This is a genomic window from Sulfitobacter sp. R86518, assembly GCF_042466275.1.
Classification (GTDB): Bacteria; Pseudomonadota; Alphaproteobacteria; order Rhodobacterales; family Rhodobacteraceae; genus Sulfitobacter; species Sulfitobacter pontiacus.
The window spans coordinates 1,792,787-1,807,228 of sequence record NZ_JAXHCA010000005.1; the positions used below are offsets into that span (position 1 = coordinate 1,792,787).

At 61.7% G+C, this 14,442-nt stretch carries 13 protein-coding genes and 1 pseudogene; 6 read left to right on the forward strand and 8 right to left on the reverse strand.

Annotated elements, in window-relative coordinates; all coding sequences use genetic code 11:
- Positions 1-23 precede the first annotated feature (23 nt).
- Positions 24-1,280 (forward strand): LysM peptidoglycan-binding domain-containing protein, encoded by a 1,257-nt coding sequence (locus SJY36_RS09680; protein ID WP_005853923.1) that lies wholly within the window; start codon positions 24-26, stop codon positions 1,278-1,280.
- A gap of 77 nt (positions 1,281-1,357) precedes the next feature.
- Here SJY36_RS09680 and SJY36_RS09685 read toward each other — a convergent pair whose 3' ends face one another.
- The 4 genes from SJY36_RS09685 to SJY36_RS09700 are packed head-to-tail and all read right to left on the reverse strand — an operon-like array spanning position 1,358 to position 3,956.
- Positions 1,358-2,197 carry an ATP-binding protein gene (locus tag SJY36_RS09685; RefSeq protein ID WP_386174623.1) on the reverse strand — a complete coding sequence of 280 codons (840 nt, stop codon included), beginning with the start codon at positions 2,195-2,197 and terminating at the stop codon, positions 1,358-1,360.
- Positions 2,194-3,078: a twin-arginine translocase subunit TatC gene (gene tatC / locus SJY36_RS09690; RefSeq protein WP_005853927.1), complete on the reverse strand. Its 885-nt coding sequence runs from the start codon at positions 3,076-3,078 to the stop codon at positions 2,194-2,196. Before tatC ends, SJY36_RS09685 begins: the two co-directional genes overlap by 4 nt.
- A complete protein-coding gene (gene tatB, locus SJY36_RS09695; RefSeq protein ID WP_386174626.1) occupies positions 3,075-3,713 on the reverse strand; it encodes a Sec-independent protein translocase protein TatB in 639 nt (212 codons plus the stop codon). Before tatB ends, tatC begins: the two co-directional genes overlap by 4 nt.
- Positions 3,714-3,719: 6 nt before the next feature.
- Positions 3,720-3,956 carry a twin-arginine translocase TatA/TatE family subunit gene (locus tag SJY36_RS09700; RefSeq protein ID WP_005853930.1) on the reverse strand — a complete coding sequence of 79 codons (237 nt, stop codon included), beginning with the start codon at positions 3,954-3,956 and terminating at the stop codon, positions 3,720-3,722.
- Positions 3,957-4,175: 219 nt separating this feature from the next.
- Between SJY36_RS09700 and SJY36_RS09705 the strand changes: the two genes are divergently transcribed.
- Complete coding sequence (locus tag SJY36_RS09705) at positions 4,176-4,829, forward strand: HTH domain-containing protein (protein WP_168591959.1); 654 nt, start codon at positions 4,176-4,178, stop codon at positions 4,827-4,829.
- A 49-nt stretch (positions 4,830-4,878) separates the two neighbouring features.
- Here the strand turns inward: SJY36_RS09705 and SJY36_RS09710 are convergent.
- The 3 genes and pseudogenes from SJY36_RS09710 to SJY36_RS09720 all read right to left on the reverse strand — a co-directional run bounded on the left by SJY36_RS09710 (position 4,879) and on the right by SJY36_RS09720 (position 8,322).
- Positions 4,879-5,983: pseudogene (locus SJY36_RS09710) on the reverse strand (ABC transporter ATP-binding protein).
- 43 nt (positions 5,984-6,026) lie between these two features.
- Positions 6,027-7,385 (reverse strand): sodium:proline symporter, encoded by a 1,359-nt coding sequence (locus SJY36_RS09715; protein ID WP_037964191.1) that lies wholly within the window; start codon positions 7,383-7,385, stop codon positions 6,027-6,029.
- A gap of 157 nt (positions 7,386-7,542) precedes the next feature.
- Entirely contained in the window at positions 7,543-8,322 is a 780-nt protein-coding gene (locus tag SJY36_RS09720; protein WP_386174630.1) for an SDR family oxidoreductase, read from the reverse strand.
- Positions 8,323-8,505: 183 nt separating this feature from the next.
- Here SJY36_RS09720 and SJY36_RS09725 point away from each other — a divergent pair, with 183 nt between their 5' ends.
- Positions 8,506-9,519 (forward strand): Hint domain-containing protein, encoded by a 1,014-nt coding sequence (locus tag SJY36_RS09725; protein WP_005853939.1) that lies wholly within the window; start codon positions 8,506-8,508, stop codon positions 9,517-9,519.
- On the opposite strand, the gene SJY36_RS09730 is transcribed toward SJY36_RS09725, so the two are convergent.
- Entirely contained in the window at positions 9,520-9,879 is a 360-nt protein-coding gene (locus SJY36_RS09730) for a SnoaL-like domain-containing protein (RefSeq protein ID WP_386174633.1), read from the reverse strand. It abuts the gene before it with no gap.
- A 130-nt stretch (positions 9,880-10,009) separates the two neighbouring features.
- On the opposite strand from SJY36_RS09730, the gene SJY36_RS09735 reads away from it, so the two are divergent.
- The 3 genes from SJY36_RS09735 to SJY36_RS09745 all read left to right on the forward strand — a co-directional run bounded on the left by SJY36_RS09735 (position 10,010) and on the right by SJY36_RS09745 (position 14,373).
- Positions 10,010-11,629: a peptide chain release factor 3 gene (locus tag SJY36_RS09735; RefSeq protein ID WP_005853943.1), complete on the forward strand. Its 1,620-nt coding sequence runs from the start codon at positions 10,010-10,012 to the stop codon at positions 11,627-11,629.
- Between the two features lie 42 nt (positions 11,630-11,671).
- A complete protein-coding gene (locus SJY36_RS09740) occupies positions 11,672-12,616 on the forward strand; it encodes a glycosyltransferase family 2 protein (RefSeq protein ID WP_386174636.1) in 945 nt (314 codons plus the stop codon).
- A 137-nt stretch (positions 12,617-12,753) separates the two neighbouring features.
- Complete coding sequence (locus tag SJY36_RS09745) at positions 12,754-14,373, forward strand: DEAD/DEAH box helicase (RefSeq protein WP_288960914.1); 1,620 nt, start codon at positions 12,754-12,756, stop codon at positions 14,371-14,373.
- Positions 14,374-14,442 lie beyond the last annotated feature (69 nt).

A 14,442-nucleotide genomic window follows, 5' to 3' on the forward strand; every position in this document is an offset into this window, starting at 1 on the left:
GCACCGAAGACGAGGACGAGCAGATGACCCAACCAAACGTGACCCGTACCCTCAGGCTGACGGTACTGGCGGGCAGCTCTGCGCTTTTGCTCGCCGCTTGTGAACAGCCCCTTGATATGGATTTGCGCGGCGGCTTTGGCGACGGTTTCACCACCGCCCACGCAGCCACCGGCCCGCTGGATGAACGCCCCGCACCGGACAACCGCGGCGTGATTTCCTACCCCAACTATCAGGTCGCCGTGGCGCGGCGTGGCGATACGCTGTCTGACGTGGCCACCCGCGTGGGTGCCGATGTGGGCAGCCTGTCGCGCTACAACGGCATCGACCCCACTGTCCCCCTCCGCAAGGGAGAGATCATCGCCCTACCGACCCGCGTGGCCGAACCCTCTCCCGCGACTGGCGCGTCGGGCACCGGTCCGATCACCACTGCAGCGGTCGATATCCAGACCATCGCAGGCGGCGCGATCAACCGGGCGCCCGCCACCCCCGGCGTGCAGACCACCACCCTGCCCTCGGCGCAGACCACCACCCGCGAGAACCCCGCGAAACAGACCGGGATCGAGCCTGTGCGCCACAAGGTGGAACGTGGGGAAACCGCCTATACCATCGCGCGTCTCTATGCCGTGCCGGTCGAAACGCTGGCCGAATGGAACGGGCTTGGCGCTGATTTCTCTGTCCGCGAAGGGCAGTTCCTGCTGATCCCCGTGGCGCAGCAGGCCGCCCCGAAACGCAGCGCTGCAGTGCCAGCCGCCGCGACGGCCACCGCGCCGACAACGACCAGCTTGCCCGGCACCGGATCGCCAACGCCGACCCCGCCAAGCGCCGCGAAACCGCTACCGCCCGTGGACGAAAAGCCCGCCGCGCCAAAGCCCGAACCCGCCGCAGCCAAGCCTGTCGCCGATGTGGGCAAGACGACGCAACCCGCCTCTTCCGGCCGCATGTCGCCCCCGGTACAGGGCAGCATCATCCGCGCCTACTCCAAGGGCAAGAACGAGGGCATCAACATCAAGGGCACACCGGGCGCTGCGGTCAAAGCCGCCGATAGCGGCACCGTCGCCGCGATCACCAAAAGCGCCGAGGGCGTGCCGATTGTCGTGATCCGCCACCCTGACAACCTGCTGACCGTATATGCCAATGTCGCCAATGTGTCGGTCGCCAAAGGGGATAGCGTCTCTAAAGGGGCGAGCATCGCCAAACTGCGCCCGGGCGATGATTCATTCGTTCACTTCGAGGTGCGCAAAGGCTTTGATAGCGTCGATCCGACGCCCTACCTGAACTAAGCCAACTGGAAAACGGAACAGCTTTAACATGCGGCCCCTATTCGGGGCCGCTTGCTTTTGCGAAGGTCGCTTATCGCTTAAAGCGCGACGCCGCGCCGCCCTGCCAGATCAACGAAATACTGCCACGCCACACGGCCCGACCGCGCGCCACGGGTCGCTTGCCATTCGATCGCCTCGGCGTGCAGGGTCTTGGCGTCAATCTCGACCCCGTAAGCATCGCAATAACCGCGGATCATATCCAGATACTGTTTCTGGTCGCAGGGATGGAAGCCCAGCCACAGCCCGAAGCGATCCGACAGCGATACTTTCTCTTCGACCGCCTCGGCCGGATTGATGGCAGAGCCACGTTCGTTCTCGATCATGTCACGGGGCATCAGATGACGCCGGTTCGACGTGGCATAAAGCACGACATTCTCTGGCCGCCCCTCGATCCCGCCATCCAGCACCGCCTTCAGCGATTTGTAATGCGCGTCATCATGACCAAAGCTCAGATCATCGCAATACAGGATAAACCGTTGCCGCGCACCGCGCAGCAGGCTCAGCAAACGGCCCACCGATGGCAGGTCTTCGCGTTGCAGTTCCACGATGCGCAGACGTTCGTGCGTCTCTCGGACATGGGCGTGCACGGCTTTCACAAGGCTCGACTTGCCCATCCCGCGCGCGCCCCACAGCAGGGCGTTGTTGGCGGGCAGACCGGCGGCGAATTGCATCGTGTTGGCCAGCAACGTGTCGCGCGCACGATCCACCCCGACCAGCAGCGATAGATCAACCTTGCTGACCGTTTCGACCGGTGCCAGATGGTCCGGCCCTGTCTGCCAGACAAAGGCCCCCGCTACATCAAAATCCGGGGTTTTCAGCGGCGGAGGAGACATCCTCTCCAACGCCGCTGCAATACGGTCCATCGGGTCACGGTTCACTTCAGGTCGTCCTCATCCTCTTCGAACTCTGCGAGGATCGGGTCATCATATTCGTCGTCATAATACCCGTCTGCGCGCAGCTGCTCTTCTCGTTTGCGTTCAACCCGCCCTACAAGAAAGATAGAGATTTCGTAAAGCCCGTAGACCACAACAAACAGGATCCCTTGGGTGATCACATCCGGCGGCGTGACAAGTGCGGCCAGCACCAGGATACCAACCACCGCATATTTGCGCACGTTGCCAAGCCCTTCGGCGCTGACCAGTCCGGCCTTACCCATCAGGGTCAGCAATACGGGCAGCTGAAAGCACAGGCCAAAGGCCACGATGAACTTGATCGTCAGGCTCAGATACTCCTGAGCCGACCCCTGGAACGCGATGGCCGCGATCCCGCCTGCGTTATCCGTCCCCTCGCCGACAAGCGTCCCCGCCTGCTGGAACCCAAGGAAGAAATCGAAAGCCAGCGGCGTCACGACATAAAAGGCAAAGGACGCGCCCAAAAAGAACATCAGCGGGCTCGAGATCAGGAAGGGCAGAAACGCGCCCTTCTCGTTCTTGTAAAGGCCCGGCGCCACAAAGCGCCACAGCTGGTAGCTGATATAGGGAAAGCCCAAAACCAGCCCGCCCAGCAAAGAGATAGAGATGGCGACGAAAAAGCCCTCTTGCAGCTTGATCAGGATCAACCCGCAGTCTTCCTGCCCGCGCTCGGCCATAGCCGAACACAAAGGATTTGTCAGGAAGTTAAAGATCGGATTCCAAACGGTAAAACAGATCACCATGCCGATGATAAAGGCGATCACCGAATGGATCAGCCGCGTGCGCAGCTCGGCCAGATGCTCGATCAGCGGGGCGGCGCTGTCGTCAATATCGTCTGATGCACTCATGTGTCACTCTTTTTGGCCGCTGGCGCTTTGGGCGCGGCTTTCTTGGCCACAGGTTTCGCTGCGGCAGGTTTCTTGGCGGCAGGCTTTTTCGCGGGCGTGGCTTTGGCTGGCGCTTTGGCGGCAGCTGCCTTCTTGGCTGGCGCTTTCTTGGCAGGAGCTTTCGTCGCCGGCTTCTCGATCTGCGGCGCGGCGGCGGGTGTCGCCAGTTTGGCCTCTGCGGCGTCGGCCTGTGCCAGCGCTTCGGTAGCTTCACGCTGCTTGCGCTCGGCACCGGCACGGGCGGTGGCGGCCTGGATCTTCTTGACATCCTCGGCCCGCTGCGAGGCCAGTTTGCCCGTCTCGCTTTCGGGGTCGAATTTGGACAGGGATTTGGTCGCTGATTTCACTTCGTCCATCGCCGATCCCAGCGGGTTCGTCGCGGTTTTCAACGTCTTGTTCAAACTGGACGACATCTCGCGCATGCCCGTGTCATCGGCGGCATCATTCATCGCATTGCTGAACTCGCGCGCCATCCCCTTGGCCTTGCCCACAAACTGGCCGACCTTGCGAAACAGCACGGGCAGGTCCTTGGGACCCACCACAATCAGCGCGACAACGCCAACGACCAACAGCTCTGACCACCCCATATCAAACATGAGAGCTTACACCCGGTCCTTGTCGGTCTTCGTGTCGGTGACAACAACGGTGTCATCGCTCAGCTCGGCAGTGTCCTTGTCGCCGTTTTTCACATCATCTTCGCCTTCGCTGATGCCTTTCTTAAAGCTGGTGATGCCCTTGCCGACTTCGCCCATCAGGCTGGAAATCTTGCCGCGCCCGAACAGGACCAGCACCACAACGGCAATCAGCAAAAGACCCGGAAGGCCGATATTGTTCAACATAGTCTCAACTCCATAATCCGAATGTGAGGCAGAGGGACTGCCCCCGCCGGTAAACTCTGTCTCTTTTTAGGCCCCTGCTCTGGCAGCTTGAAGGGCCAAAGCGTTTCCCCCGCCGCGTGGCCCCGCAAAATTTACGCCCTCCGACGACCGCCCCAACACTCCTGACAGTTTTTTGGCAGTTGTCTTGCGCCCTGCCCCCCTGCGTGGCAAACAGAAACCATGCGCCGCAGCGACCGATTGTTTTCCCTGCTCTCCCTCTTGGGCGACCACCAGCTTCACCGGGCCGAGGATATGGCGCAGGCGGCGGGCGTGTCATTGCGCACGCTCTACCGCGACATCGCGCGGCTGCAGGCGTCGGGCGTTGCGATCACCGGCACCCGTGGCGCAGGCTACCGGCTGACACCGGCGACGGTGCTGCCGCCGCTATCCCTCTCCCCCGAAGAGATTGAGGCGCTTCAACTCGCCCTCGCCGTTGTGCTTGAAACAACCGACCCCGACCTACAGGCCGCCGCGACCTCTCTGGCGCAAAAAATCGATGCGGCCTTGCCCGAGACCGCACAGCCCGCAACGCAGGACTGGCAGCGCATCGAACACCCTTTCGCCAATGCCGCGCGGGGGTTGGGGCATCTGCCCGTGCTGCGCGCCGCAATCCGCGCGCGCCAGAAACTCAGGATCGTCTATAACGCCGACGATGGCTCGCTCGATACGCTGGTGCTCCACCCCCACAGGCTCAGCCATGCCGCGCGCAGTTGGACCCTGTCAGGTTGGGATGAAACCAAAGGGCAAAATACCACCCTGCGGCTTGACCTGATCGAGGCGACACACCCGCTGCCCGCGCTATTCACCGCGCCGCCCGCCTTCCAAATGGATTAAATCCTCGCCGAAGGCATCCCGCGGTGCCACAGGGGCAGCCGCCAGCGGTCTACCCTGCCGCATGCACCGGAAAGACAAAACAACGATCGCGGCGGACAGTCAGCCACATGACGGCTCCGGGCTGCGGCAAGAAGACATTGGGCACGGTGGCGCGCAGGGTGCTGCCGTCATGGTCCATGACAAATTCCACGAGACTTCTCATTCCCCATGAAACGCGCACGCGCAACAACGGCGCGGGCTGCGGTGCCATCGGTCGAGGTTGGCAACGGCCCCTTGCCCGCTCGATCAAAGTCGATGCGCAAATGCTGGGGGCGGAACACGATATCCACCTGCGTCCCGTCCGGCACGCCGGGGGCCAGAAACCGGCCAAAGACCGTATGCGCAAGCGCCCCAGACACCTCGGCCCGCAACACATTCGCGTCCGAGAAAAACGCCACCGACGCGCGGTCGACGGGACGCGTATACACGTTATAGGGGGCCCCCTGCTGCACGATCCTGCCATCGCGCATCAAGGCGATCTCGTCTGCCATGCGCATGGCTTCCTCGGGCTCGTGGGTGACCAGCAAGACGGCGGTACCTTCCTCTTTCAGGATGCCCAAAGTCTCGTCCCGGATGTCATCGCGCAGCCGGTTATCAAGACCCGAGAAGGGCTCGTCCATCAGCATGATCTTGGGCCGCGGGGCCAAGGCACGCGCCAGCGCCACGCGCTGTTGTTCGCCCCCTGACAGTTGATGCGGATAGCCGTCGATGAATCGCAGCAGGTCCACACGTTCAAGCAGTTCCTCGATACGGGCGCGGCGTTCGGCCTTGGTGCCGGTTTTCAAGCCAAAGCCCACGTTGTCGGCCACGCTAAGATGCGGAAACAGCGCGAAATCCTGAAACATCAACCCGATCTCGCGCCGTTCGGGGGGCACGCGGAAAACCGTGTCACAGATCAGCTTGCCATCAACGTGGATCGTACCGCTGTCCTGCATCTCGACGCCGGCGATCATCCGCAGGGTGGTCGACTTGCCGCAGCCCGATGGCCCCAGCAGACAGGTCACCTGCCCCGGCATGATTTTCAGGCTGACATCATCCACGACGGCCCGCCCGCCATAGGCGCGCTGCAGGTTCTTGATTTCCAGTCTCGGGTGCACGTCAGTCACTTCAGTCATGGGCGCAGTCTAATCCGATCAATTCGCTCGGGATCGACCGCTATCAGCCCCGCCGCGCGCCCGCAAGCACCGCCGCGAAGCCTGCGACCAGAACGACCACACAAATCACCAAAAGCTGTTCGTATTTATGCCCCTCTGGCAGCACCGCGGCAAAGGCGGGCCACGCACGGGCAAAATAGGCAAAGGCCCCGATCATCGCCGCCCCGAAGGCTGCCAGATAGGCCCATAGGGCGATCTGCCGCTGCATCACCAGCCCGACCACCAGCACCGGCGTCAGGAACATCGACGCAGTACCCGACACGGCCACCGCATCGAACAGCGTCGCATTGCCCCAGAGCGTCAGCACCGTGCCCGCGGCCATAAAGCCCAACATCACAATCCGCCCGCCGTTCAGGCTACGCGGTGCGAGCTTCAGCTCTTCGACCACCAGACGCGCGGCAGAAGAGAGCGCGGAATCCAGCGTGCTCAGCGCCGAGACCAGCAGCGAAATCATCAGCGCCACAAACACCCACGCAGGAAACATTGTGGCCCAGGTGCCGATCAGCTCGCCCTCGTAGGCCGCACCGACAAGGCTCGCCTGAATGCCGAAGAACCCGAAGCCGATGATACACAGGGTCGAGATCCAGAAGGCATGCAGAAAGGACCGGCGCGTCACCTCCGGGTCGGCGATAAAGCCGCGGTCCATCATCACCGGATCATGCGCGGGGTAGGAAAACACCTGCAACAGCGCCACGGCCAGCAAGACCCAGCCGTTATAGGCCCCTGCTGTTCCCGGTGCCGTGACAACCGCCCCCAGATCAAAGCCGGGCGACACGACCAGCGCCACAAAGGCGACACCGAAAACCACGAGGAACACGACCATCTGCACCACATCGGTGCGCAGCGCAGCACTGAGCCCGCCCCAAGCGGAATAGCCCAGCCCCACGAGCGCCACGATCAGGATCGCAGGCGTGCCGCTACCCGCCAGCACGGCGTTAAAGATCAGCCCCACCACCAGCAGATTGGCAAACACCTCGGACAAGAGCCGCAGCGCGATGACCAGATTATAGCAGGCATTGCCCGCCCCGCCAAAGCGCGCGCCCAGCCAATCCTGCACCGACATGGCACCGTTCTGGCGCAGACGCCCGACGATAAAGCCCCCGGTCAGGAAAGACCCGTAATAGGCCGCATAGGCCAGCGTGCCCGCGATGCCGTAATAATATCCCAGGATCGCCGCGTTCATCAGGCTGCGCGCGAAAATCCATGTGGTGACCTGGCTGAGCACCAGCGTCCAAAGCCCCGGCGCGCCGCCTTGGGCCGTCATCCCGCCAAAGAACCCCTCGACCGAGGCGCGGCGCGGTGCGGCCAGCAGACTTGCGGCGATGATGGCACCGAAGAGGACAAACAGAACAATGGGGGACATCTGGGAATACCTTTGAAAGGGACAGTAACGTCCATGGGTAGCCTAGCAAAAACCGCCGCGCTATCTGTTGCGCGGCGGTCTGTCGTAAACGTGATGAAATGTGTCAGGTAGGCGCGCGTGCCGCGACGGCATCGCACGCAGCGCCCGCCCCTCGCCCTTACATCGTGATATTGGTCGCCCCGCCGTCCAGCAGCAAGTTCTGCCCGACGATGAATCCCGCGTGTTGCGAGCACAGGAAAGCACAGGCCGCGCCGAATTCATGCCGCGTGCCATAGCGCCCTGCTGGAATTGTCGATGCGCGCTCGGTGCGGGCCTCTTCCAGCGTGATGCCCTTTTGTTTGACGACACCGCCATCCAGCGCATCGGCGCGGTCGGTGGCGTGGATGCCGGGCAGCAGGTTGTTGATCGTGACACCCTTGCCCGCGACCTGACGCGAGGTGCCCGCGACATAGCCGGTCAGACCGGTACGGGCGGAGTTACTGAGCCCCAGAACGCCGATTGGCGCGCGCACAGATTGCGAGGTGATGTTGACGACGCGGCCCCAGCCACGGTCCATCATCGCGGGCACCAGCGCCTTGATCATCGCAATGGGGGCCAGCATGTTCGCATCGAGCGCCTTGATGAAATCCTCGCGGTCCCAATCGCTCCACATGCCGGGGGGGGGGCCGCCTGCGTTATTGACCAGAATGTCGATCTGGCCCGCGGCCTCCAGCACCAGCTTCTGGCCTTCGTCCGTGGCGATATCGGCGGCGATGGTGGTGACCTCGACGCCATAGTCCTGACGGATGCGTTCGGCGGCTGTTTCCAGATCAGCGGCACCGCGTGCGTTCATCACCAGATCCACACCCGCTTCGGCCAGCGCCTCTGCGCAGCCCAGGCCGAGGCCCTTTGACGATGCGCAAATCAATGCGCGTTTTCCCTTGATTCCCAGATCCATAGCGATCTCTCCCGGTTAGTGTTCGCGCAAGTCGTAGCACTGTCTTCGCGGACAATGCCAGCAAAAGGCCAAAGGCTTGACCCGAATGGGACACAATCCTATGGCAAGGACACAAGAACCACCCGCAGTTGTGTGACTGCCGACCCCGATATCATTCACCTTTCGCGCGCAAAGGCCCGCCCCATGACCTCGCCCCGCCCTTCCCCTCCGCAAAGCGTCCCTGTCTTTCGTGCGACGCAATTCACGGCGACGGATGGTGCGAATATGGGCGACACGCTGTCTTTTGCCTCGGAACTGTTGCTGGATGATGTGTACGAGCTGTCCTACGGGGCGGAACCAGTGCGCCTGTCGATCCAGACGGCACCGGATGGCAGCCTGTCGATCGCGCCCGATACGCAAACCGGCACCAGCGGGGCCGCCCTGCATCTGGATTGCGCACTGACCTTCATGTCGCCTGACGGGCAGATCAACGATGCGATCCTGCTGGTCGAAGTGGCCGATGACGGCCATGCCGAAGCGATCTATCTCATCCCGCTCAGCGCGCTGTCGTCGAAAGTGGAATACCGGCTGGTTGGCATCGACACCGAGACGATGCGCCAGAAGTTCGCGCAGGTGGCTTGCGTGTCCTTCACCCGCGGCACGCATATCACCATGGCCACCGGTGAACAGCGCCCGATCGAAGAGCTCTGCGTCGGGGACAAGGTCCTGACCCGCGATGACGGTGTGCAGGCGATCCGCTGGATCGGACAAAGCACCGTGCGCGCGGTTGGCGAATTCGCCCCGATCTGCATCAACGCGGGCACATTGAACAACGACAATGACCTGATCGTCAGCCCCGATCACCGCCTGTTCATCTACCAACGCGAAGACCGTCTGGGCGCCGGCCGGTCAGAGCTGCTGGTCAAGGTCCGCCATCTGGTCAACGGCGATACGGTACGGGTGCAGGACGGCGGCTTTGTCGACTATTTCCAACTGCTGTTTGACGGGCACCAGATCATCTATGCCGAAGGCATCGCGGCGGAATCCATGCTGATCGACAGCCGCACCAAAGGCGTGCTGCCGCAAGAGCTGTCGGACGCCATGGGCGATGTCATCCCCGGCCATTCCGACCTGCCCCATGCGGGGCTTGATGTGTCGGAACCGCTGCTGGACCGCCCCGACGCGGCAGAACTGCTGCGCCGCGCCAGCATGCGCTGATCAGCCAAAGAATTCCTCGCGCACGATCTTGCCATTGGCCACGTGGTAGATGGCGACCTCTTTCATCTCCATCTCGGTGCCGCTGTCTTTTTCGCGCGCCGCAACATCAAAGATGACGGCAAAACGGTCATCGCCGTGGAACATCGGGTCGCTGACATTCTGACGCGTCACCTCCATCGCGCTGTCCCACCACGCATGCTTGCCCTTGATGCCCTCAAGACCCTGCGTCTCGCGCCCGTTTCCGTGGTCCATCCCTTCAACCGACACGGCGTCCTGCGCGTAAAGCCGATCAAGGTTCGCCACCTCGTGGCCCTCGCGGCAGCCTTTTACCAACGCATCTGCGATCTCTTTCAATTCCATTGTCACACCCCCTCTGGTTTCATCTGCCCCCATCATACCGCAGTTTCGCGCCGACCCCCAAGAAAATGCCACCACCCGCCTGATCCAAGCAGACTTGCGCGTGTGTACGGGCGTGGATATATGCCAATCCATGTTGGATACCCCCTCAAACCGCCCCGCTTTGCCTGCCGAAATCGCTCGGCGTCGCACCTTTGCGATCATTTCCCACCCCGATGCGGGGAAAACCACGCTGACAGAGAAATTCCTGCTGTTCGGCGGGGCGATCCAGATGGCCGGTCAGGTCCGCGCCAAGGGCGAGGCGCGACGCACCCGCTCTGACTTTATGGCGATGGAAAAAGACCGCGGCATCTCTGTCTCGGCCTCGGCCATGTCCTTCGATTTCATGAACAAGGGCACGAATTTCCGCTTTAACCTTGTGGATACGCCCGGCCACTCTGACTTTTCCGAAGATACCTACCGCACGCTGACCGCCGTTGACGCGGCCGTGATGGTAATTGACGGCGCGAAAGGCGTGGAAAGCCAGACGCAAAAGCTGTTCGAGGTCTGCCGCATGCGCGACCTGCCGATCCTGACATTCTGTAACAAGATGGACCGCGAAAGCCGCGATGTCTTCGAGATCATCGACGAAATTCAGGAAAACCTTGCCATTGATGTGACCCCTGCAAGCTGGCCCATCGGCGTGGGTCGCGACTTTATCGGCTGCTACGACATCCTGCGCGACCGGCTTGAACTGATGGATCGTGCCGACCGGAACAAGGTCGCCGAAAGCATTGCGATCGAAGGGTTGGATGACCCGAAACTGGCCGAACACGTGCCCGCCGCCCTGCTAGAGAAGCTGCGCGAAGACCTTGAAATGGTACGCGAGCTGATGCCGCCGCTGGATGCGGCGCTGATGGCCGAAGGGTCGTTGACACCGATCTGGTTCGGCTCTGCGATCAACAGCTTTGGCGTCAAGGAACTGATGGACGGCATCGCCACCTACGGCCCCGAACCGCAAATTCAATCGGCAGAGCCAAGACAGATTTTACCTGAAGAACCAAAGGTTTCCGGATTTGTCTTCAAGGTTCAGGCGAACATGGACCCCAAGCACCGCGACCGCGTGGCCTTTGTCCGTCTGGCGTCGGGCCATTTTACCCGTGGCATGAAGCTGACCCATGTTCGCTCCAAGAAAACCATGTCTGTCACCAACCCCGTGATGTTCCTTGCCGCCGACCGCGAGCTGGCCGAGGAAGCATGGGCCGGTGACATCATCGGCATTCCCAACCACGGGCAGCTGCGCATCGGTGACACCCTGACCGAGGGCGAGGCGATCCGCGTCAGTGGCATCCCGTCCTTCGCGCCAGAGCTGTTGCAGGGCGTGCGCGCGGGCGATCCGATGAAATCGAAACACCTTGAAAAAGCGCTGATGCAATTCGCCGAAGAAGGTGCGGCGAAGGTCTTTAAACCCGCCATCGGCTCGGGCTTTGTTGTGGGCGTCGTCGGGCAGCTACAGTTCGAAGTGCTCGCCAGCCGGATCGAGCTGGAATACGGGCTGCCGGTGCGGTTCGAACAATCGCAGTTCACCTCGGCTCGCTGGGTGAACGGTGACCGACAAGCCGTTGATAAGTTTACAGAAGCCAACAAACAGCATATCGCCCATGACCACGATGGCGACATCGTTTACCTGACGCGGCTGCAATGGGATATCGACCGTGTGGACCGCGATTACCCCGATGTGCGCCTGACCGCGACCAAGGAAATGATGGTCTGACTTGGGCTTGCCAGCCCGACCGACGCACCGCAAACTGGCCCCATGACTGATGTAACATGGGGCATCGCCTCTACCATTCTGGCACCGACGCGCGACATATTGCAGTTCGCCGCCTATCATCTGGCGGCGGGCGCGCAGCGGCTTTACATCTATCTGGATGCGCCCAACGACGAGGCCTTTGCCCATCTGGACGCCCATCCCAAGATCCGTGTCATCACCTGCGACGCGCGCTATTGGAAGCAGCGCAAACGTGACCGGCCAGACGCCCACCAGCAACGCCAGACGGCAAATGCGACCCATGCCTACAACCGCCGCCGCGAGGTGGACTGGCTGATCCACATGGACGCTGACGAGTATCTGGTAGCAGGCCGCCCGATCGCTGACATTCTGGCCGATATCCCGCAAGCTGCGCCCGCCACCCGCATCCGCCCGATGGAGCAGCTTTCAGGCGATCCGACCGCGTTCAAGGGGTTCATCCCCGCCGGCCCCGACCGCGCGCGCATTGTGGCAGAGCTTTATCCGACCTATGGCGCTTATTTGAAGGGCGGGTTTCTCAGCCATCTTGCGGGCAAGGTATTTGTCCGCACGGGGCTGCCGAATATGCATCTGCGCATCCACAACGTCTTTCAAAAGGGCGAGATGCTGGACTGTCACGACGCCCCGCCCGACATCACGCTGGCCCATGCCCATGCGAAAACATGGGACGACTGGATCGCCGCTTACCGCTACCGCGTCACCAAGGGCAGCTACCGCCCCGAACTGCGACCCAACCGCCCCCATGACCAAGGCGGTCTGTCGCTCAACGACCTTTTCTCGATGATAGAGAGCGAAAGCGGAGAGGACGGGTTGCGCGCGTTTTTCGACGAAGTCTGCGCAGATACACCGGAATTGCGCAGCCGCCTGCGCGACCATGGGCTGCTACGCGAGGTTGATCTGGCGCTGCCCGACCAACTGGCAACACATTTCCCCCGTTTCACAGGGCTTTAGCGCATCCATTTGACGCGACGGGGAGTCTTTGTTAATGGGTGCAGAACATGTCGCGGAGAGCCTCCGCCCCTTGGGCCATGCGGGCCGACATGAATGCTGCCGCGGGCCAAGTGTATGTCCGCTATCATCGGACACACATGACAAAATTTTCTGATCTAAACCTTAATCCTAAAGTCCTGAAAGCCATTGATGAGGCCGGGTATGAAACCCCCACGCCAATTCAGGCCGGCGCGATCCCCCCTGCCCTTGAAGGCAAGGATGTCTTGGGAATCGCCCAAACAGGCACCGGCAAAACTGCCAGCTTTACCCTGCCCATGATCACCCTGCTTGCCCGTGGCCGCGCCCGCGCCCGGATGCCGCGCAGTCTGGTGCTGTGCCCCACGCGGGAACTGGCGGCACAGGTGGCCGAGAACTTCGACACCTATACCAAGCACCTGAAACTGACCAAAGCGCTGCTGATCGGCGGTGTGTCGTTCGGAGAGCAGGACAAGCTGATCGACAAGGGCGTTGACGTTTTGATCGCCACGCCCGGCCGTCTGATCGACCACTTTGAGCGCGGCAAGCTGATCTTGTCGGACGTCAAGATCATGGTCGTAGACGAGGCCGACCGGATGCTGGATATGGGGTTCATCCCCGATATCGAACGCATCTTCCAGATGACGCCTTTTACCCGTCAGACGCTGTTCTTCTCGGCCACGATGGCCCCCGAGATCGAGCGGATTACGAACACCTTCCTCTCTGCGCCAGAGCGTATCGAAGTGGCCCGTCAGGCCACCACGAGCGAGAATATCGAGCAAGGCGTGCTGATGTTCAAAGCCTCGCGCAAGGACCGCGAAGCGACGGAGAAACGCAAAGTGCTGCGCGCGTTGATCGACGCCGAAGGCGACAAATGCACCAACGCGATCATCTTCTGCAACCGCAAGATGGATGTGGATACGGTCGCTAAGTCGTTGAAAAAATACGGCTATGACGCGGCTCCGATCCATGGGGATCTTGATCAAAGCCAGCGGACCAAAACACTGGAAGGGTTCCGCAACGGCGATCTGCGCTTCCTTGTTGCCTCTGACGTGGCCGCGCGCGGCCTTGATGTGCCGTCGGTGAGCCACGTGTATAACTACGACGTGCCCTCTCATGCCGAGGATTACGTGCACCGGATCGGCCGCACGGGTCGCGCGGGACGTGATGGCAAGGCGATCATGATCTGCGTCCCGCGGGACGAAAAGAACCTCGAAGACGTTGAACGTCTGGTACAGCGCGAAATCCCGCGCCTCGACAACCCCTTGGGCGGTTCGGAGGCAAAAGCGGCCCCCGCGGCAGAGGCCAAGACAGCCGACGCCCCCGCTGCGAAATCCGATGAGGCGGCCAAATCTGAAAAGCCCAAACGTACCCGCACGCGCAGCCGCAAAAAGCCTGATGCGGCTAAGGTTGACGCTGAACAGACAGAGACGGCGCAGGCGGACAGCCCTAAGGCTGACAAACCCGATGCCAAAGCGGACGCCAAATCTGATGCAAAGCCGCAAGACAAAAAGTCGGACAAACCAGCCAAGGAGTCCGCAGATAAAGCCCCTGCCCAAAAGGCAGACGCCGCTCAGGACGACAAACCCAACAACCGTCGCGGTGGCCGTGGCGGGCGCGGTGATAACAACCGCAATGACAACAACCGTCAGCAGAACAACCGCAACGACAACCGCGTCGTCGGTCTGGGCGATCACACGCCCGAGTTCATCGGCCTAAGCTTTGCCGAGCGTCGCGAATAACCCCGCGCACCAACTGACAGAAACGATTAAAGGCGCAGAGCATCCTCTGCGCCTTTTTCTTTGTGGCTA

Coding starts and splice junctions, on each gene's coding strand:
- SJY36_RS09680 (WP_005853923.1), top strand. CDS start 24: ATGACCCAACCAAACGTGACCCGTACCCTCAGGCTGACGGTACTGGCG.
- tatC (WP_005853927.1), bottom strand. CDS start 3,078: ATGAGTGCATCAGACGATATTGACGACAGCGCCGCCCCGCTGATCGAG.
- tatB (WP_386174626.1), bottom strand. CDS start 3,713: ATGTTTGATATGGGGTGGTCAGAGCTGTTGGTCGTTGGCGTTGTCGCG.
- SJY36_RS09700 (WP_005853930.1), bottom strand. CDS start 3,956: ATGTTGAACAATATCGGCCTTCCGGGTCTTTTGCTGATTGCCGTTGTG.
- SJY36_RS09705 (WP_168591959.1), top strand. CDS start 4,176: ATGCGCCGCAGCGACCGATTGTTTTCCCTGCTCTCCCTCTTGGGCGAC.
- SJY36_RS09715 (WP_037964191.1), bottom strand. CDS start 7,385: ATGTCCCCCATTGTTCTGTTTGTCCTCTTCGGTGCCATCATCGCCGCA.
- SJY36_RS09720 (WP_386174630.1), bottom strand. CDS start 8,322: ATGGATCTGGGAATCAAGGGAAAACGCGCATTGATTTGCGCATCGTCA.
- SJY36_RS09725 (WP_005853939.1), top strand. CDS start 8,506: ATGACCTCGCCCCGCCCTTCCCCTCCGCAAAGCGTCCCTGTCTTTCGT.
- SJY36_RS09730 (WP_386174633.1), bottom strand. CDS start 9,879: ATGGAATTGAAAGAGATCGCAGATGCGTTGGTAAAAGGCTGCCGCGAG.
- SJY36_RS09735 (WP_005853943.1), top strand. CDS start 10,010: ATGTTGGATACCCCCTCAAACCGCCCCGCTTTGCCTGCCGAAATCGCT.
- SJY36_RS09740 (WP_386174636.1), top strand. CDS start 11,672: ATGACTGATGTAACATGGGGCATCGCCTCTACCATTCTGGCACCGACG.
- SJY36_RS09745 (WP_288960914.1), top strand. CDS start 12,754: ATGACAAAATTTTCTGATCTAAACCTTAATCCTAAAGTCCTGAAAGCC.